This window comes from Rhodococcus sp. NPDC003322 (assembly GCF_053589555.1).
The window spans coordinates 219,790-237,486 of sequence record NZ_JBSFSC010000004.1; the positions used below are offsets into that span (position 1 = coordinate 219,790).

18 protein-coding genes are annotated in these 17,697 nt (G+C 67.4%); 10 read left to right on the forward strand and 8 right to left on the reverse strand.

From position 1 onward, the window contains the following. Positions 1–37: 37 nt before the first annotated feature. From ACWDUM_RS17260 to ACWDUM_RS17285, 6 genes are all read right to left on the reverse strand, one after another. Entirely contained in the window at positions 38–673 is a 636-nt protein-coding gene (locus ACWDUM_RS17260; RefSeq protein WP_450134902.1) for a TetR/AcrR family transcriptional regulator, read from the reverse strand. Between the two features lie 33 nt (positions 674–706). After that, on the reverse strand, positions 707–2,341 hold the full coding sequence (locus ACWDUM_RS17265; RefSeq protein WP_450134903.1) for an FAD-dependent monooxygenase: 1,635 nt from the start codon (positions 2,339–2,341) through the stop codon (positions 707–709). A gap of 66 nt (positions 2,342–2,407) precedes the next feature. Beyond that, positions 2,408–3,418 (reverse strand): VOC family protein, encoded by a 1,011-nt coding sequence (locus ACWDUM_RS17270; RefSeq protein ID WP_450134904.1) that lies wholly within the window; start codon positions 3,416–3,418, stop codon positions 2,408–2,410. Continuing rightward, the gene (locus tag ACWDUM_RS17275; RefSeq protein ID WP_450134905.1) at positions 3,415–4,281 is read right to left on the reverse strand and encodes an alpha/beta fold hydrolase; all 867 of its coding nucleotides are present in this window, start codon (positions 4,279–4,281) and stop codon (positions 3,415–3,417) included. Before ACWDUM_RS17275 ends, ACWDUM_RS17270 begins: the two co-directional genes overlap by 4 nt. Then, positions 4,278–5,861: a bifunctional 3-(3-hydroxy-phenyl)propionate/3-hydroxycinnamic acid hydroxylase gene (locus tag ACWDUM_RS17280; RefSeq protein WP_450134906.1), complete on the reverse strand. Its 1,584-nt coding sequence runs from the start codon at positions 5,859–5,861 to the stop codon at positions 4,278–4,280. Before ACWDUM_RS17280 ends, ACWDUM_RS17275 begins: the two co-directional genes overlap by 4 nt. Positions 5,862–6,025: 164 nt before the next feature. Further along, on the reverse strand, positions 6,026–7,507 hold the full coding sequence (locus ACWDUM_RS17285; RefSeq protein WP_450134907.1) for a carboxylesterase/lipase family protein: 1,482 nt from the start codon (positions 7,505–7,507) through the stop codon (positions 6,026–6,028). Between the two features lie 163 nt (positions 7,508–7,670). On the opposite strand from ACWDUM_RS17285, the gene ACWDUM_RS17290 reads away from it, so the two are divergent. The 5 genes from ACWDUM_RS17290 (at position 7,671) to ACWDUM_RS17310 (ending at position 12,030) form a co-directional block, all read left to right on the forward strand. Next, complete coding sequence (locus tag ACWDUM_RS17290) at positions 7,671–8,105, forward strand: MarR family winged helix-turn-helix transcriptional regulator (protein ID WP_450112694.1); 435 nt, start codon at positions 7,671–7,673, stop codon at positions 8,103–8,105. A 75-nt stretch (positions 8,106–8,180) separates the two neighbouring features. After that, positions 8,181–8,639, forward strand: a complete 459-nt coding sequence (locus ACWDUM_RS17295) for a MarR family winged helix-turn-helix transcriptional regulator (RefSeq protein ID WP_450112695.1) — start codon at positions 8,181–8,183, stop codon at positions 8,637–8,639. Between the two features lie 154 nt (positions 8,640–8,793). Next, positions 8,794–10,437 (forward strand): DHA2 family efflux MFS transporter permease subunit, encoded by a 1,644-nt coding sequence (locus ACWDUM_RS17300; protein WP_450135198.1) that lies wholly within the window; start codon positions 8,794–8,796, stop codon positions 10,435–10,437. A gap of 85 nt (positions 10,438–10,522) precedes the next feature. Beyond that, positions 10,523–11,119, forward strand: coding sequence for a CHAP domain-containing protein (locus tag ACWDUM_RS17305; protein WP_450134908.1), 597 nt, complete (start codon positions 10,523–10,525; stop codon positions 11,117–11,119). 98 nt (positions 11,120–11,217) lie between these two features. Further along, positions 11,218–12,030, forward strand: a complete 813-nt coding sequence (locus ACWDUM_RS17310) for a DUF1206 domain-containing protein (RefSeq protein WP_450134909.1) — start codon at positions 11,218–11,220, stop codon at positions 12,028–12,030. A 26-nt stretch (positions 12,031–12,056) separates the two neighbouring features. On the opposite strand, the gene ACWDUM_RS17315 is transcribed toward ACWDUM_RS17310, so the two are convergent. Beyond that, complete coding sequence (locus ACWDUM_RS17315; protein ID WP_450134910.1) at positions 12,057–12,893, reverse strand: siderophore-interacting protein; 837 nt, start codon at positions 12,891–12,893, stop codon at positions 12,057–12,059. A gap of 138 nt (positions 12,894–13,031) precedes the next feature. Beyond that, a complete protein-coding gene (locus ACWDUM_RS17320) occupies positions 13,032–13,232 on the reverse strand; it encodes a hypothetical protein (RefSeq protein WP_450112699.1) in 201 nt (66 codons plus the stop codon). 33 nt (positions 13,233–13,265) lie between these two features. On the opposite strand from ACWDUM_RS17320, the gene ACWDUM_RS17325 reads away from it, so the two are divergent. The 5 genes from ACWDUM_RS17325 to ACWDUM_RS17345 all read left to right on the forward strand — a co-directional run bounded on the left by ACWDUM_RS17325 (position 13,266) and on the right by ACWDUM_RS17345 (position 17,696). Then, entirely contained in the window at positions 13,266–13,499 is a 234-nt protein-coding gene (locus ACWDUM_RS17325) for a redoxin NrdH (RefSeq protein WP_450112700.1), read from the forward strand. Between the two features lie 24 nt (positions 13,500–13,523). Further along, complete coding sequence (gene nrdI / locus ACWDUM_RS17330) at positions 13,524–13,982, forward strand: class Ib ribonucleoside-diphosphate reductase assembly flavoprotein NrdI (RefSeq protein ID WP_450112701.1); 459 nt, start codon at positions 13,524–13,526, stop codon at positions 13,980–13,982. Beyond that, a complete protein-coding gene (nrdE, locus tag ACWDUM_RS17335) occupies positions 13,940–16,126 on the forward strand; it encodes a class 1b ribonucleoside-diphosphate reductase subunit alpha (RefSeq protein ID WP_450134911.1) in 2,187 nt (728 codons plus the stop codon). Before nrdI ends, nrdE begins: the two co-directional genes overlap by 43 nt. A gap of 49 nt (positions 16,127–16,175) precedes the next feature. Further along, positions 16,176–17,138 (forward strand): class 1b ribonucleoside-diphosphate reductase subunit beta, encoded by a 963-nt coding sequence (gene nrdF, locus ACWDUM_RS17340; protein WP_450135199.1) that lies wholly within the window; start codon positions 16,176–16,178, stop codon positions 17,136–17,138. 171 nt (positions 17,139–17,309) lie between these two features. Continuing rightward, a complete protein-coding gene (locus ACWDUM_RS17345) occupies positions 17,310–17,696 on the forward strand; it encodes a VOC family protein (protein ID WP_450134912.1) in 387 nt (128 codons plus the stop codon). Position 17,697: the final 1 nt, after the last annotated feature.

Consider the following 17,697-nt stretch of genomic DNA (forward strand, 5'->3'; position numbering starts at 1 on the left):
GCGTCGCGGCCCGGGCGGTTCCGGCGGTCCGTCCCCGTCAGGCGGTGAGCGTCGCGTGCAGGGCGACGATCGCGGTCGGGAGGTGCGCCAGGATCTCCTCGGCCGCGATGCCCTCCGCCCGCTGGGCGAGGATGGTGCCGTCGATCGTGCTCAGCGCGAAGCGCGAGAGTGTCAGTGCTACGGGATCGTCGGCGTCGAGCCCGAACGCCACGGAGCCGACACGGCACAGCAATTCGATCGCGGTCGCCCGCACCCGGCGCACCACCTCGAGCGCCCGCTCGGCCTCGCCGGTCGGCGGCTGCATCGTCATCACCGTCACCAGGCGCAGGAAGTCGGGCTGGCGATCGAGTTCAGTGGTCAGCGAGCCGAGCATGACCCGAAGTCTTGCCTCGGGATCCTCGGGTAGTCCCGGATCTGCGCGCATGGCGGCAACATCGGGCATGGCGGCGAAGAACCGTCGCGCGCCGCGTTCCATCACCCCGAGCAGCACCCCGTCCTTCGACCCGAAGTAGTGGTAGATCGAACTGAGGGGGATCGAGGCCTCGCTGACGAGCTGCGAGACCGACACGGCTTCGTAGCCGTGCTCGGCCATCAGCCGCTCGGCGGTGTCGAGCACGAGTTCCCGCGAGCGCGCCCCGCGCTTGTTCGGCTTGACGGATCGCTGCTCGCTCATGGGACAAGAGTATCGGGGCTGGTCGTGGGCTGATTACAGGTGTGCGACCACCTTTCCCCGTAGGCGGTTCACCAGCGGATCGAGGTCCTCAGGAAGCGAATCCGCACGCCACGCGACATGGCTGTCGGCGCGGACGATCAGCAGCTTGTGCCGGAAGGCCGGATGCGGAAGCGGCTCGGCATCGACGACCTTCACGGGCAGCCTGCCGTCCTCGATCGCGGAGACATCGACGGTGCGATCGAAGCGGATGAGTGTGTAGTCCGGTCCGAGGAGATCGAGGATGCTCTCGGTGCCGATCCGGAAGTGCGGCAGTCGGCAGCCCGGAACGGTCGAGGCGACATGCTTACCCATGTCGTACACCGGAGCGGGCTCGCCGTCGCCGACGATGATGGGTGAACTGTCGTAGTAGTAGCCGAAGTTGAGGCCCTCGGGCGACATCTGCGCGAAGTTGATTGCGAACAGCTTCCGGCCGAGGCGCCTGCGCAACAGGCGCCCGACGAGATTCGGTGCGCTCAGGATCTTCGGTGCCGACCGCTCCGACATCGCCGCGGCGTTCTCCTCGAGCTTGGACATGGCGAAACGCGAGACCTGGTCGGTGATCGGAAGGCGTTCGGCCTCGTAGGCATCGATGATGGCGGGGTCGGCCCATCCCTTGGCGACCGCGCACAGCAGCCAGGAGAGGTTCATCGCGTCGGCGATACCCGCATTCATGCCGTAGCCCGCGAAGGGCACCCAGAGGTGTGCGGCATCACCGGCGATGAACACACGGCGATCGCGGAATCGTTCGGCGACGAGCCGGCGGCCAACCCAATCCTCGTGACGGACAACCTCGAAGGGGAAATCGGGTCCCACGCCCAGCACATCGCGGATCGACCGGTCGGAGTCGAGCGCGCCGAAATCCTCCTCGCCGGCGGGCAGGGCGCGATGGACCAGCCAGAGTTCCTCGCCGTCGATCGCGACGACATTGCCGCGGACCCTGTCGTTGACCACCCAGCTCATCCACGCGGGGCGGCGGTCGCCTAGCAGTCCCTTGATCTCCTTCGAACGCACCAGACTCGTGCGTGTGCGAGCGATTTCGGCGTCACCGGCGAGTTTCACCCCCATCTCCTTACGGACCCGGCTCGACCCGCCGTCACAACCGGCGAGATAGGCGGCCCGAAGGTCGAAGGTGCGGTCCTCCTCGAGGGCGCGGCACTCGACCGTCACTCCATCGTCGTCCTGGCGGTAGCCGACGAGTTCGGTGCGCGGCAGGAAGCGCACATTGGGGAGCGAGGTCAACTTGTCGCGCAGGATCGGCTCGAGCCAGAGCTGGCTCTCGCGCACCATGGACTCCGGTGTCGGCCAGTCGCTGTCGTGGAATCCGGGGAGGGTGCGCTCGGCGCGCGACGGCATGACGATCCGCGTCAGTTCGGGGCCCGCAAAGCTGGTCGTGTAGACGGTGTCGGTCGGATAGTCGTCGGGCAGGCCGGCCGCCCGCACCTGATCCGCGATCCCGAAACGACGGAACGTCTCCATGGTGCGCGCGGCGACGGTATTGCATTTCGCGTCCGGCGGAGCGTCCGCCCCGCGGGATTCGAGAACGACGACCTCGACGCCGCGCATCGCGGCATCGATGGCGAGACAGGTGCCGACGGGGCCGGCGCCTGCGACGATGATGGACTTCTCCATGGTCAAACCCCTGTTGTCCGTTCCGGTTCTCGGTAGCTCTGGTTCTCGGTCAGCCCTGGTTTTCGTTCAGCCCTGCGGCCCGTAATCCGCAATTCCGTTGCCGGACAGGGCGGGCACCCACTCCTCGCGCTCGGTCAGCGATGCCAGCCCCCGGCGGAACTGTGCGAGCTTGTACGCGATGGTCTCGCCCTCACGCTTGTGGCCCCAGATGCTGAACCCCTGATGAGTCGTCGGTTCCCACGTCGACTCGTCGACGACGATCGGGTTCCAGCCCACCTCCCACTCGAAACCCGACGGCGTACCCGCGTAGAACGACAACTCCCGGTCGTTTGTGTGCTGGCCGATTTCCCACATCATCGGGAAGCCCAGCTCCGTCACCCGCTGGTACGCGGCGACCATCTCGTCGAGGGTTGTGACCTGCACGTTGACGTGCTGGATGCTGGTCCGGAGCGGGTCCATCGGCACGCCGCGCACCGACGCGATCGCGACCGAGTGGTGGCGTTCGTTGACCCGCAGGAACCTGGCCTTCAGCCGCACGCCGCTCATCCGCTCGTCGATGTAGTCCGACAACCGGGCGTCGAAGACCGTGGTGAAGTAGGCGCGCATCTGCGTCGGCCTCGTCGACGTGATCGCGACATGACCCAGGCCCGCCTCGCCGGTGACGAAGCTCGACGTGGCGCGCAGCGGGGCTGCGCTGAGCCGGGCGGTGGTGAAGATCTCCTGCGCAATGCCTTTCGGCCCCGGGAAGCGGAGCAGACGCTCGACACCGCGCAGCGCGCAGTCCTCCGCGTTGCCCTCGCGGATCGGCACGCCGGCCGCCGCCACGCGGGCCACGATGCGGTCGAAGGACTCGTGGTCGTCGACCTGCCAGCCGAACGCGGTCACGTCCTCCCCGGGGCCGCGGCGAAGCAGGAACCGGCACTCGTGGTCGTCCATGCGAAAACGCATCGTGCGCGCGTCGAGGCCGTCGACGTGCATCCCGATCGCGTCCGCGCCGAATCGCCGCCAGTCCGAGAACTTCTCGGTCTCGATCACGACGTAACCGAGGTGGACGTTGCCGAAGACGGAGGCGGTCACGGACGCTCCTCGGTGAGGAAGGCGCGGGTGACGGCGTTGAACAGGCCGGAGCGTTCCCACTGCACCCAGTGCCCGGTGTTCGCCACCGAGAGCAGATCGCAGTTCGGCATCGTCTTCGCGAGGGTCGTGCCGCCGCTCGGCTTGTTGACCTTGTCCTCCGCACCCCAGACCACGAGCGTCGGCGTCGCCAGCGAGCGCAGTCGCTTGTCGCGCGTGAAGTCCATGCGCACCATGGTCCGCAGAGCGGTCGGACCGGACGGCCGGCGCAGCGGCGGGTTCGCGACGACCTCGGGATCGATGCTCGCGGCGTAGCGCTCGTCGATCACCTCGTCGGGAAGAAGATGATCGTCGTACACGAGGTAGTCGCGGATGAACCGCTCGAGCTTCTCCCGAGACGGGCCGTCACCGCCGTAGTACCCGAGCAGGCACTGCAGTCCCGCCGTCGGAACCCCACGCGTGGTACCGATGCCGCCGGGCCCCATCAGCACCATGCGGCGCACCCGCTCCGGGGTGTCCAGCGCGAGGCGCAGCGCGCACGCGCCGCCGTAGGAGTTGCCGACGAGATCGGCCTGCTCGACGCCGAGGACTTCCATGAGTCCGCGGATGCCGTCCGCCAGCGCCCGGAACGGATCGCCCTGGTCGATGCCCTTGTACGAGCGGCCGTAGCCGGGCAGGTCCGGCACGATCACCCGGAAATCGGCCGCGAGAGCGGCGATGTTCCGCGAGTAGTTGGACACCCCGGACGCCCCCGGTCCGCCGCCGTGCAGCAGCAGCACGGTCGGTCCCGCGCCGGTCTCGGCGTAGAAGATCTCCTTACCGTCGGCCGTGGTGACGGTCCGCTCGGTCAGCTTTGCAGCGGTCATGCGTCTTCTCCGATCGTGTGGTTCGTGGTGTGCGGGTGGACGCGCAAGCCCGGAGGGGGCGCGGGCAGGTGTCCGGAAGAGCCTGCGGCATACACGAATCCGTCGGGCCGAACCGCGAGGACGTCGGCGTCGTGATCGTGCATCCAGGTGGTGAGGGTGCCCGCCGCGTCGACCAGTCCGCCGCCCGAGACCGAGCCCGGTGGACGGATCTCGAGGGAGCGGACACCGCCCGCGTCCCAGGACGGTTGCGGTCGCCGCGGACCCAGATGCAGGATCGTCCACTGCTGCCCGAGGATGTCGTCGAGGCGTTGCGGCCGGTCCTGCCCCGCCGCCGTGACCCACGGCTGCGGAATCTGCCGCCCGAGCGCGGCGCCCTTGCCGCCGGATCGGAATCCCTTCGGGTAGTGCGCCTCCGGGATCCACAGGTGCTCGATCGCGAAGTCGGTGAACCCGGGGATCTTCGACAGCGCACGCATCGTGTGGTTTCTCATCGTGGCCACCCACGGGCGGCGCTCGACGATCAGCCTGCCGGTGTTCACGGCCCGGCGGGTGACCTCCCGGACGTGCGGCATCCGCTCGGTCTGGTAGGTGTCGAGCACGGACTCGGGGAGCGAGCCGCGCAGCACTGCCTCGAGTTTCCAGCACAGGTTCGCCGCGTCACGGACCCCCGCCGACATCCCCTGGCCGATCCACGGCGGCATGGCGTGTGCGGCATCACCCGCGAGGAAGATCCGGCCGACGCGCCACCGGTCGGCGAAACGTACGTGGTGGCTGTAGACGACCGCGCGCAGGATCTTCACGTTCTGCTCGGTGATGCCCTGGCCGCGCAGGATCCGCCAGATCGCCGCGTCCGTGGACAGTTCCTTCTCGTCCTCGCCGTCGCGGACCGGGAACTCCCAGCGGTGATGGCCGAGCGGGGTGGGGCAGTCGACGGTGGGGCGGGCCGGGTTGCAGTGGAACCGGAGTCGGTCGTGTCCCGGCCACTCCTGGAGGACCTCCGTGTCGATCACCACCCAGCGTTCGCCGAATGTCCTGCCCTCGTAGCCGATGCCGAGCTGGCCACGGGTGGGGCTCGACCCGCCGTCCGCGGCGATCACGTAGCGGGCACGTTCACGCACGAAGGAATCGGTCTCGAGGTCCGCCAGCATCAGGGTCACGTCATCCGGGTTCTGGATCAGACGCAGACACTCGTGGCCCAATCTGACCTCGACGTTGGGGAATCGGTCCACGCCGTCCCGGAGAACCTGCTCCATCGCGGGCTGGTAGATGAACTGCTGCGGGGCATGGCCGCAGCCATGGGAAACGGCCTGGACCTCGGAGAACGGCCGCCCAGCGGCGTCGACGAACGCAACCGTGCCGCCTTCGAGCATGTCTGCGTCGAGGCGGTCGGCGAGCCCGACCTGCTGCCAGATGCGCAGCACCTCCTCGTCGGTGGAGATCGCGCGTGCTCTCGCGTAGATGTCCGGATCTCGTTCGACGACAAGCACGTTCAGCCCTGCTTGTCCGAGGAGGTTGGCTGCGGTGACACCGGTGGGGCCGTATCCCACGATGGCGACGTCGTAGACGGGGTGCTCGCTCACGTCGAGGCTCTCATTTCGTAGTCCGCACATTTGGAGTGATCGCTACAATAAGTTGTGGCCTGGGTAACGTCAAGGAGTTCGCCTGCCCCGGCCGAGTGGGTGGGCACGACCGCCGGACCGCGCCGCCGAGTGCGGTGCGGGTCCGTGCCGGTGGTCGTGGAGGCTCAGCGAATCCCGTGCCAGAGCGCGCGCAGCTCGGGGCGGGGATCCTTCACGTGCTCGGCGTCGCCGCCGAAGACGCGCACGGTGCGATCGGTGCCGTAGGCGGGCCATCCCGGGTCGCCGGTGCGCACGAAGTCCACCCAGGCGCGGTGCATCTCGTCGGCGAGCGCCTGCGGCGGGTGCGGCCCGGCCAGTGGCTCGAGGTCCGGCCCGTGCAGGTTGTCGAACACGAAGCCGATCTCGAGCGCGTGGGTGGAGCCCAGTCGGCCGTCCAGCTGTGGAGTCCGCCAAGTGAATTCGTAAACGAAGGTGTCCGCGGCATGGGCGGAACGGGCCTCGGCCACGCGAATCGCGGGGATCCAGAACGTGCGGTCGCGCAGCACCGCGGCCAGCACCTCGCCCGGGGTCGCCCCGTGGCGGTCCTTCCGGTAGAGCGCCACCGCGGCATCCGGATCGAGGCCCAGTCCGGTCGCGGCGAGGGCGAGCACGTCCTCGTGCAGGAAGTCGGCGACGCCACTGGGCATCAGGAAGAGCGTGTGCTCGTCGGCGTTGCTGCCGACGAGCACGTCCACATCGGTTCCGGCGCCCGCGGCGAGGGCGTCGATCGGCCGGGTGGTGAGCACCTCGCCGTCCAGGCATGGCTCGAACGCCATCGAGTCGGTGGCGATCTCGTCCCACACCGCGGGGTTGGGTTCGCGGGCGATCCGCGCCGACACCGTCGCCTGCGCGTCGACCAGGTCTGTCGGAGCCACCGACGAGAGGCCCGCCAGGGTGGGTGGCACCGCGAGCAGGTCCGCGACCGCCGCCGTCACCTTCTTTGCGGTCTCGGCGGCCATCACGTGGTGGCCTGCGCCGCTCTGGGCAATCGCCCGGGTGAACAAGCCGGCCGCGGCCGGCGCCGACAGCAGCGTGACCACGCTCATCCCGCCCGCGGACTCACCGGCGATCGTCACCCGGTCCGGGTCGCCGCCGAAACAACCGATGTTGTCCCGGACCCATCGCAGCGCCGCGATCTGGTCGAGCAGTCCGCGGTTCGCCGGGGCCCCGTCGATCAGCAGAAACCCCTCGGCTCCGAGACGGTAATTAATTGTGACGCAGACAATTCCGTCGCGGGCGAACGCGCTGCCGTCGTAGGCGGGGACGGAGCCGGAGCCGTTGACGAAGGCGCCGCCGTGGATCCAGACGAGGACCGGGGCCCGGCCCTCGAGGCTCGGGGTCCACACATTCAGGTTCAGGAAGTCGTCGCCGGGGTGGTCCGGCTCGGGGAGCAGTCGATCGAGCGGGCTGGGGTACGGGGGTTTGGGTGCGGTCGGCCCGAACTCGGTCGCCCGGCGAATCCCGTCCCAGTGGGGTGGGGGAGAGGGTGCGGCGAACCGGTGCTCGCCGACCGGTGGGGCGGCGTACGGCATGCCCTTGAACGAAACGACGCCGCCCTGTGAGGTGCCCAGCACGGTGCCCTGGGCGATCGCGACCAGTGGATCCACGGCTGCCTCCCGGTGTTCCGCAAAACATGGGGTTGTGGACCATCTTCCATCGGTGGAGGTCGCAGGTGAAGGGTTCGGCGCGCCCCGGTCACGCCTGGTTGGATGGTCGCGGGTGCGGCGTCGGGCTCGTCGGGCGTCGGGTGAGTGAAGGAGTGCTGGCAACGTGGGACCGGATCCGATCGCGGAGCTCGAGGTCGAGCTGGTGGACATGTGGCGCCGTGGCAGCGTCAGCTCCAGGGAGCGGGCGCACGAGATCGACCCGAAGCTCGATCCGGCCTGCTACCCCCTGCTGATGCTGCTGACCCGGAACGACGACGCTGTGCCGATGGCGACGTTGATCGCCACGCTCGGCCTGGAGAAGTCCACGCTCAGCCGGCAGATCGACGCGCTGACCCGGTTGAGCCTGGTGCGCCGGATCCCGGACCCCTCCGACGCGCGCGCGAAGCTGGTCGAGTTGACCGCCGACGGCCGGACGCGGCTCGTTGCCCAGCGGGACGAGCGGGTCTCGCAGTGGCGGCGGACGCTGGGCCAGTGGGATCCCGCCGACCTGCGGACGCTGTCGGCCCTGCTGCGCAGGCTCGGCAACGAGGTGGGGTGAGGGTCACACCCCAGATAGTTGCTGGATGCAATCAACTGGGTTTATGGTTGCAACCATCAACTAATGGAGGGTGAGATGGTCAGTCCGGAGTCCGCGTCGAATCTGATCGAGTCGATGCGTGGTCTGGTCCGGCAAGCCCGCACCGTCGCGGCACGGGGTTCGCATCGTGGAATGCTGCCGCCGCCGCTGGGGGCTCTGCTGGCGCACATCGCCTGCGCGGAGGGCAACCGTCCGAGCATGCTGGCGGAGGATCTGCGGGTGACGCAGTCCGCGCTCAGCAGGCAGATCGCGCACGCCGAGTCGCTGGGATACGTGGTGCGCACCCCCGATCCGCTCGACGGCAGGGCCTCCCTGCTGACGCTGTCGGAGGAGGGAGCCAACGCCCTGCAGGTGCACCGAGAGGTCATGCTCGAGTGGGCCCGGTCGGCGATGGCCGACTGGACCGACGAGGAGGTCGACGACCTCACCGCTCGCCTGGATCGGCTTCGCGGCGCGGTCGGCTCCGTTCCGAGCCCGGTGACCGGCGCGCACTGATCCGCGCGCATCGTCTTCCCCGGCCGGCGCCCGACGTCGGCCGCACTTGTTTTCCGCGCGTACCGCGCGGACCTATTTCTCAAAAGGAGTGAACATGAGTTCGTCGACGTCTCCGGACAGTCCACCAGCTCTCGGCGACGAGTCGGTGGGCGGGATGACGCACAAGCAGAAGATGGAGGCCCTCGTCGGCCTGCTGCTCGGCATGTTCGTCGCGTTCCTGTCGTCGACGATCGTGTCGAACGCGCTGCCGACGATCATCACCGAGTTGCACGGTACCCAGGACCAGTACACCTGGGTCGTCACCGCGACGCTGCTGGCCTCGACCGCGACCACCCCGATCTGGGGCAAGTTCGCCGACCTCGTCAGCAAGAAGCTCCTGATCCAGCTGTCGCTGCTGCTGTTCACCCTCGGCTCGGTCCTCGCCGGCCTGTCGTCGAGCGTGCCGATGCTGATCGGCTTCCGCGTCATCCAGGGCCTGGGCCTCGGTGGCCTGCAGGCGCTCGGCATGATCATCATCGCCGCGATGTTCAGCCCGCGTGAGCGCGGCCGCTACCAGGGACCGATGGCCGCGGTGATGGCCGTCGCGACCGTCGCCGGACCGCTGATCGGCGGCGTGATCGTCGACACCAGCTGGCTCGGCTGGCGCTGGTGCTTCTTCGTCGGTGCACCCCTCGCCGTGATCGCGCTCGTCGTCATCGGCCGCACGCTGAACCTGCCCGTCGTCAAGCGGGAGGTGAAGATCGACTACGTCGGTGCCACCCTGATCGCCGCGGGCGTGAGCGTGCTGCTCATCTGGGTCACCCTGGCCGGCAAGAACTTCGCCTGGGCCTCGGCCACCTCCTACGAGCTCGTCGCCGCGGGCGTCGTGCTGCTCGGCCTGGCGATCTTCGCCGAGACCAAGGCCAAGGATCCGGTCGTCCCGCTGCGCCTGTTCCGGGACCGCACCATGACGCTGGCCACCCTCGCCAGCATCGCCGTCGGTGTCGCGATGTTCGGTGGCGCCGTGTTCCTCGGCCAGTACTTCCAGATCGCGCGTGGTTACTCGCCGACCGCGGCGGGTCTGCTGACCCTGCCGATGGTGATCGGGTCGATGCTGTCGGCGACGGTCTCCGGCTCGCTGATCACCAAGTTCGGCAAGTGGAAGCGCTTCCTGATCGTCGGTGCGATCGGCATGGCCGCCGGCTTCCTGCTGCTGTCGACCACCGACCACGAGACCAACATGGTCCTGATCGGGGTGTACCTGTTCATTCTCGGCGCCGGCATGGGCATGACCATGCAGAACCTGGTTCTGCCTGTGCAGAACAACGTCGCGCCGACGGACCTCGGTTCGGCCACCGCCACCGTGGCGTTCTTCCGTTCGCTCGGCGGTGCGGCCGGCGTCTCGGTGCTCGGCGCGGTGCTGTCCACGCACGTGTCGGACCTGATCGCCAAGGGTCTCGTCGCGGCCGGTGTCGACATGAGCCAGGCCGGCGGCTCCGGGGCCGGGCTGTCGAACCTGAAGGAGCTGCCCGCACCGATCTCCGCGATCGTGCGTGGCGCCTACGGTGACGCGACCGCCCGGGTGTTCCTGATCTCCGGCATCCTCGCTCTGCTCAGCCTCGTCGCGATCGCGTTCCTCAAGGAGGTCGCGCTCAAGACCCACAGCGGCATCGAGCAGCTCGAGGCCGAGCGGGCCGCGCAGGGTGCGGCCGACGTCCTGTCCGTCGGCGGTGCCGACGCCGAGCTGATCTCCGAGATCGACGAGCTCGAGGACCGGGCCGACTACGAGAGCCGAGCCGGACGGCACGCCAAGAGCTGACCGACTTCTCACGTGACGAAGTGTGGGACCCCTCCCGGATGTCGGGAGGGGTCCCACACTCGTCTGTCTGGCTATGTTGGGTGCCATGACGACGCCCACCCCGACCCGCACCCGCCGCCGCGCGCTCGTGTGGACCGCCGCTGCCGTCTCGCTCCTCGCAGTGCTCGTCGTGGGCGTGCTGTGGGCGGTGCCCAGCCGCTACCTGCCGTGGGACACCACCGGCTTCCCCGACGTGGACCGCGGCGCGCTGTCCGCGCAGCAGGTCGCGGTCGTGGACCTGCTCGAGGCCGAACACGACGCCCAGCGGCCGGGGACGTTCTACTCCGAGGGTGTGAAGGAGCCGTGGTGCGCGGACTTCGTCAGCTGGATCATGCGGGAGGCGGGGCAGCCGCTGTCGAACCCGAACTCCGGGCACTGGCGCATCCCCGGCGTGTACACGCTGCAGGAGTACTACCAGTCGGAGGACCGGTTCGAGCCGGTCGGCGGCGGCTACCGTCCCGTCGTCGGTGACGTCGTGCTCTACGACAACTCCAGTTGGGTGGGCCAGCACACCAATGTCGTCGTCGCGGTCGACGGGGACACCGCGACCACCGTCGGCGGAAACGAGTTCGGCAAGATCCGCGTCCACACGGTCGACTGGGCGGAGGACTCCGCGGTGGTGGGATTCGGGCGCCTGGCGTGAGCCCGAGCCAGGCATGATCGGTCCGCGCCGGGGGTAATCACGTCAGAGTTCGCGCTGCCGGACGGCGGCGTCGGATCCCGACAACCCAGGGGCGGATCATGACCGAGAATGCCGTCAATCGTGCGGTCGACAGGGCCACCGACAGCACCGCCTTCGAACGGGCGGCGCGTGGCGGGCACCTGATGAGCGGGTTCGTGCACCTACTGATCGGGTACGTCGTCGTCCGGCTGGCGTTCGGTGGCGGCGGCACCGCCGACCAGTCGGGGGCACTGGGCACGCTGGCCTCGACCGCGGGCGGCGCGATCGTGCTCTGGATCGGTGTTGTCGTCTTCGTCGCGATGGGACTGTGGCGTCTCGCGGAAACCGTGATCGGACCGCACGCGACGGAGACCACGCCGCGGGAGGGTGCGTCGCTCTTCGACCGGGCCAAGGCATTCGGACTGGCAGTCGTCTACTTCGCGTTCGCGTACTCCGCATTCCGGTTCGCGCGGGGAAGCGGCAAATCCAGCGGGGAACAGAACGCGGGCCTGAGTGCCCGCCTCATGGAGTCGGATGGCGGAAAGGCGGTGCTGGTCGTGGTGGGGCTGATCGCGATCGCGATCGGGGGCTATCACGTGTACAAGGGTGCGTCGAAGAACTTTCTCGACGACCTGAGGACGTCGGGTGGGGCGGCCGTCGAACTGCTCGGCGTCGTCGGCTACGTCGCCAAGGGGCTCGCCATCGTCGGCGCCGGGATCCTGGTGATCGTCGCGACGCTGCGGTCGGACCCGTCCAGGGCCACCGGCATCGACGGCGCGGTGAAGACCTTGGGTGAGGCTCCGTTCGGGCAGTTCCTGCTGGTGGCGGCGGGAGTCGGGATCGCGTCGTACGGGCTGTACAGCTTCGTCATGGCCCGCTACGCCCGCATGTGACGCGGTGGTGTCGCGCCGACGGCCCCCTACAGGTCCGCTTCCGCCAGCGCGTCGTCGATCGCGTCGCGGACCTCGTCGGTGGTCTTCCCGGACGCGAGCTCGCGGGCGGCGAGCTCCTCGATCCGAGGCTGCACGCGGGCGTACCGGGCGAGCCATCGCTCTTTGTCCGCCTGCCAGTAACCCATCACGTGGTAGCGGTCCGGCGCCCACCCGAGCGTGCGGCGCAGGTGGGCGCGGATCCGTCGGGACGTGGTCGTTTCGCCGCACGACCACAGGTACGCCACCGAGTCGAGCCCGTCGAGACCGATGAGCGCGTCGAGGAGGACGCCGGGGGAGCGGCCGTCGTCGGTGCTCGTCAGCCAGGTCACCGTGACGTCGGCCTCCGTGTGCCATTCCTGCCGGTCCCCGTCGTCGGGGATCTCGGCGACGACACGGGCAGTGACGCCGGCAGGGAGCGATTCGACGATTCGGCCCGCGGCGGGCAGCGCGGTCAGGTCGGCGAGCAGGAGCAGGTGCCGGGCGCCGGGCGGTGGACGCCACCACCCCTTCGCTGACGACAGGTGCACCGGGTCGCCGGGCGCGGCGGACCGGGCCCATTCGGCGGCGGCGCCTCCCGCGTGGACCGCGAAATCGACGTCGAGGAGGTGTCGGACCGGATCCCACCCGCGCACGGAGTAACTCCGGCGGTGGTCGTCGCCCGCGGCTCCGGCTCCGAAGGCGATCAGGACCCGCTCGTCGGGCTCCCCGCCGGTGGTGAATCCGGTCGCTGCGTCGACGGTGAACCGGATCCGCCGCAGGTTGGGTGAGAGGGGCGTCACGTCGGCGACGGTGGCCGGGTGCCGGGGGTCGTCGCGGGTCGTCACGGGCTCACCCTAGGACGACCAGGCACATCGCAGCGAACACCGTGGTGGAATCCGGATCGAGTGACGTGGAACACGCCGTGGGCGACGCGCCGGTGACCTGCGCAAAGGCTTACGACCTGGGAATTTCACGATTGTCGTTCACAACATCTCGCGTGTTGCGGGAATGTCGGCCACAAGGTGTAGTGTCTTATCCACCGAGAGGGCAGTGCCGGAACGGTCGAGAATTGCGGGCCGCGGGGCTGCTTCAGTAGGGGAGATCGGCGTCACCGACGTCGACACGATCCGGCTGTTGACGGTCGTGCCGACCGCGTTCAGAAGTGCCGAGTAAACACCGTTCACTGATCGATTCGTAAGCCAAGGGGAAGAGGACTTATGAGCATCACCGTCTACACCAAGCCGGCATGCGTTCAGTGCAATGCGACCTACCGGGCGCTCGACAAGGCCGGTATCGAGTACTCGATCATCGACATCACCGAGAACGCCGAGGCGCGTGACTACGTGATGGCGCTGGGCTACCTGCAGGCGCCCGTCGTGGTTGCCGGCGACGACCACTGGTCCGGCTTCCGTCCCGACCGGATCAAGACCCTGGCGACGAGTGCCGCCTGAACAGATCGACGGAGATGATCGGCCGTGACCTCGCTGGTCTACTTCTCCAGTGCGTCGGAGAACACCCACCGCTTCGTGTCGAAGCTGGGGATCCCGGCCACCAGAATTCCGCTCCACGACCGCGACGGCGCGTTCGAGGTCGATGAACCGTACGTCCTGATCCTCCCCACCTACGGGGGAGGCACGACGGTGACCGGCCGGGACACGAGCTACGTGCCCAAGCAGGTCATTCGGTTCCTCAACAACGAACACAACCGCTCGCTGATCCGCGGCGTCATCGCTGCGGGCAATACGAACTTCGGCGAGTCGTATTGCTATGCCGGGAACGTGATTTCGCAGAAGTGTCGGGTTCCGTACCTGTACCGATTCGAACTCATGGGCAGCGCCGAAGACGTATTGGCCGTCCGGGACGGCCTCGGACAATTCATGGAGAGTGAACAGTGGCACCGACAATCACCGACGCAGCCCCGGCTGGGAGTGTAGAACGCGCTACGGCACGACCCGATGCGTCCGCGGGGGAGCTCGACTACCACGCGTTGAACGCGATGCTCAACCTGTACGGCCCGAACGGCGAGATCCAGTTCGACAAGGACCGTGAGGCGGCGAACCAGTACTTCCTCCAGCATGTCAACCAGAACACGGTCTTCTTCCACAATCAGGACGAGAAGCTGGACTACCTGATCAAGGAGAACTACTACGAGCGTGAGGTTCTCGACCAGTACACCCGCAACTTCGTCAAGGAACTGATCGACCACGCCTACGCGCAGAAGTTCCGGTTCCCGACGTTCCTCGGCGCGTTCAAGTACTACACCTCGTACACGCTCAAGACGTTCGACGGCAAGCGTTACCTGGAGCGGTTCGAGGACCGGGTCTGCATGGTCGCGCTCACCCTCGCGGCCGGTGACGAGAAGCTCGCGACGCAGCTGGTCGACGAGATCATCTCCGGCCGCTTCCAGCCGGCCACCCCGACCTTCCTCAACTCCGGCAAGAAGCAGCGCGGCGAGCCCGTCTCCTGCTTCCTGCTGCGCATCGAGGACAACATGGAGTCCATCGGCCGCTCCATCAACTCGGCGCTGCAGCTGTCCAAGCGCGGCGGCGGAGTTGCGTTGCTGCTCAGCAACGTTCGCGAGCACGGTGCCCCGATCAAGAAGATCGAGAACCAGTCCTCCGGTGTCATCCCGATCATGAAGCTGCTCGAGGACTCGTTCTCGTACGCCAACCAGCTCGGTGCCCGGCAGGGTGCCGGTGCGGTGTACCTGCACGCGCACCACCCGGACATCTACCGCTTCCTCGACACCAAGCGGGAGAACGCGGACGAGAAGATCCGCATCAAGACGCTGTCCCTCGGCGTGGTCATCCCGGACATCACGTTCGAGCTGGCGAAGAAGAACGAGGACATGTACCTCTTCTCGCCGTACGACGTCGAGCGCATCTACGGGGTGCCGTTCGCGGACATCAACGTCACCGAGAAGTACTACGAGATGGTCGACGACAAGCGGATCCGCAAGTCGAAGATCAAGGCGCGCGAGTTCTTCCAGACCGTCGCCGAGCTGCAGTTCGAGTCCGGTTACCCGTACATCATGTACGAGGACACCGTGAACCGGGCCAACCCCATCAAGGGCAAGATCACCCACTCGAACCTGTGCTCGGAGATCCTGCAGGTCTCGACGCCGTCGGAGTTCAACGACGACCTGTCCTACAGCAACATCGGCAAGGACATCTCCTGCAACCTCGGGTCGCTGAACATCGCGAAGGCGATGGACTCGCCGGACTTCGCGAAGACCATCGAGGTCTCCATCCGGGCGTTGACCGCGGTCGCCGATCAGACCTCCATCGACTCGGTGCCGTCGATCAAGAAGGCCAACGACGAGGGCCACGCGATCGGTCTCGGGCAGATGAACCTGCACGGCTACCTCGCCCGCGAGCGGATCCACTACGGATCCGAGGAGGGCATCGACTTCACGAACATCTACTTCTACACCGTGGTGTACCACGCGATCCGCGCCTCGAACGAGATCGCGAAGGAGCGCGGCACGTACTTCGCGGGCTTCCCGGACTCGAAGTACGCATCGGGCGAGTACTTCGACAAGTACACCGATCAGGTGTGGGAGCCTGCCACCGATCGGGTGCGTGCACTGTTCGCCGATGCGGGCGTGCACATCCCGACCCAGGACGACTGGCGTGAGCTCAAGGCGTCGGTGCAGAAGCACGGCATCTACAACCAGAACCTGCAGGCCGTCCCGCCGACCGGGTCGATCTCGTACATCAACCACTCCACCAGCTCCATCCACCCGGTGGCGTCGAAGATCGAGATCCGCAAGGAAGGCAAGATCGGCCGCGTCTACTACCCGGCGCCCTACCTGACCAACGACAACCTGGAGTACTACCAGGACGCGTACGAGATCGGGTACGAGAAGATCATCGACACCTACGCCGCGGCCACCCAGCACGTGGACCAGGGCCTGTCGCTGACGCTGTTCTTCAAGGACACGGTCACCACCCGCGACGTCAACCGGGCGCAGATCTACGCGTGGCGCAAGGGAATCAAGACGCTGTACTACATCCGCCTGCGGCAGATGGCACTGGAGGGCACCGAGGTGGAAGGTTGCGTCTCGTGCATGTTGTGAGGCCTGCGAACGATCTTTCGAACGGAGTGAGGACATCGTGAGCCAGAAGATCAAGCTGATCGACCGGGTGTCGGCGATCAACTGGAACCGCGTACCCGACGAGAAGGACTCGGAGGTGTGGGACCGTCTCACCGGCAACTTCTGGCTGCCGGAGAAGGTGCCGGTCTCCAACGACATCCCGTCGTGGAACACGTTGACCGCGGGCGAGAAGCAGCTCACGATGCGGGTCTTCACCGGCCTGACGCTGCTCGACACCATCCAGGGCACCGTCGGCGCCGTCAGTCTCATCCCGGACGCGCTGACCCCGCACGAGGAGGCGGTGTACACCAACATCGCGTTCATGGAGTCGGTGCACGCGAAGTCGTACTCGAGCATCTTCTCGACGCTCTGCTCGACCCGTGAGATCGACGACGCGTTCCGCTGGTCGGAGGAGAACCCGAACCTGCAGCGCAAGGCCGAGATCGTTCTCGAGTACTACAACGGGGACAGCCCGCTCAAGCGGAAGGTCGCCTCGACGCTGCTCGAGTCGTTCCTGTTCTACTCGGGCTTCTACCTGCCGATGTACTGGTCCTCGCGGGCCAAGCTCACCAACACCGCGGACCTGATCCGGCTGATCATCCGCGACGAGGCGGTGCACGGCTACTACATCGGCTACAAGTACCAGCGCGGGCTCGAGCAGCTCACGCAGGAGGAGCGCGACGACCTCAAGAACTACACGTTCGAGCTGCTGTTCGAGCTGTACGACAACGAGGTCGAGTACACGCAGGACCTCTACGACGAGGTCGGTCTCACCGAGGACGTCAAGAAGTTCCTGCGCTACAACGCCAACAAGGCGCTGATGAACCTCGGCTACGAGGGGCTGTTCCCCAAGGACGAGACCGACGTCAACCCGGCGATCCTGTCGGCACTCTCCCCGAACGCGGACGAGAACCACGACTTCTTCTCCGGGTCCGGCTCCAGCTACGTCATCGGCAAGGCAGTCAACACCGAGGACGAGGACTGGGACTTCTAGGTCCCGGGCCTCGCGCCGCTCTCTGCATCCCGACCGACCGAATGTGGGATTCGTTCAGTTCAACTGACCGAATTCCACATTCGGTCGTTGGCGGTAGGTGCACTTCAAACGCGACCAGAACCGGTCTAGCGTCGAACCTGGCGAATTCTCACCTATCGCTAGGAGGCGGCGATGAGCGGTCGAGTGGTGCACTTCGAGGTCCCGTTCAGTGACGGGAACCGGGCACGGGCGTTCTATCGGGAAGTGTTCGGCTGGACGCTCACCGAGATGCCGGAGCTCAACTACACCGGCGTCGCGACGGGGCCGGTCGCGGAGACCGGCATGCCTGCCGAGCCGGGCTACATCGGCGGCGGCATGTTCGAGCGGGAGCCGTCGTTTCCGCAGGGTCCGGTGATCACCATCCACGTGGAGAGCATCGACGACGCGCTCGCGAAGATCACCACACTCGGCGGGGAGCCGGTGGGGGAGAAGACGGTGGTCGGGGAGATGGGCTTCGCCGCCTACTTCAAGGACCCCGAGGGCAACGTGATGGGACTGTGGGAGACGAAGTCCCCGTGAC

What these genes read in the sequence shown, in the direction of transcription:
- ACWDUM_RS17275 (WP_450134905.1), bottom strand. Translation starts at nt 4,281, where the DNA reads ATGACCGCTGCAAAGCTGACCGAGCGGACCGTCACCACGGCCGACGGT.
- ACWDUM_RS17305 (WP_450134908.1), top strand. Translation starts at nt 10,523, where the DNA reads ATGACGACGCCCACCCCGACCCGCACCCGCCGCCGCGCGCTCGTGTGG.
- ACWDUM_RS17260 (WP_450134902.1), bottom strand. Translation starts at nt 673, where the DNA reads ATGAGCGAGCAGCGATCCGTCAAGCCGAACAAGCGCGGGGCGCGCTCG.
- ACWDUM_RS17325 (WP_450112700.1), top strand. Translation starts at nt 13,266, where the DNA reads ATGAGCATCACCGTCTACACCAAGCCGGCATGCGTTCAGTGCAATGCG.
- ACWDUM_RS17295 (WP_450112695.1), top strand. Translation starts at nt 8,181, where the DNA reads ATGGTCAGTCCGGAGTCCGCGTCGAATCTGATCGAGTCGATGCGTGGT.
- ACWDUM_RS17345 (WP_450134912.1), top strand. Translation starts at nt 17,310, where the DNA reads ATGAGCGGTCGAGTGGTGCACTTCGAGGTCCCGTTCAGTGACGGGAAC.
- ACWDUM_RS17310 (WP_450134909.1), top strand. Translation starts at nt 11,218, where the DNA reads ATGACCGAGAATGCCGTCAATCGTGCGGTCGACAGGGCCACCGACAGC.
- ACWDUM_RS17265 (WP_450134903.1), bottom strand. Translation starts at nt 2,341, where the DNA reads ATGGAGAAGTCCATCATCGTCGCAGGCGCCGGCCCCGTCGGCACCTGT.
- ACWDUM_RS17300 (WP_450135198.1), top strand. Translation starts at nt 8,794, where the DNA reads ATGACGCACAAGCAGAAGATGGAGGCCCTCGTCGGCCTGCTGCTCGGC.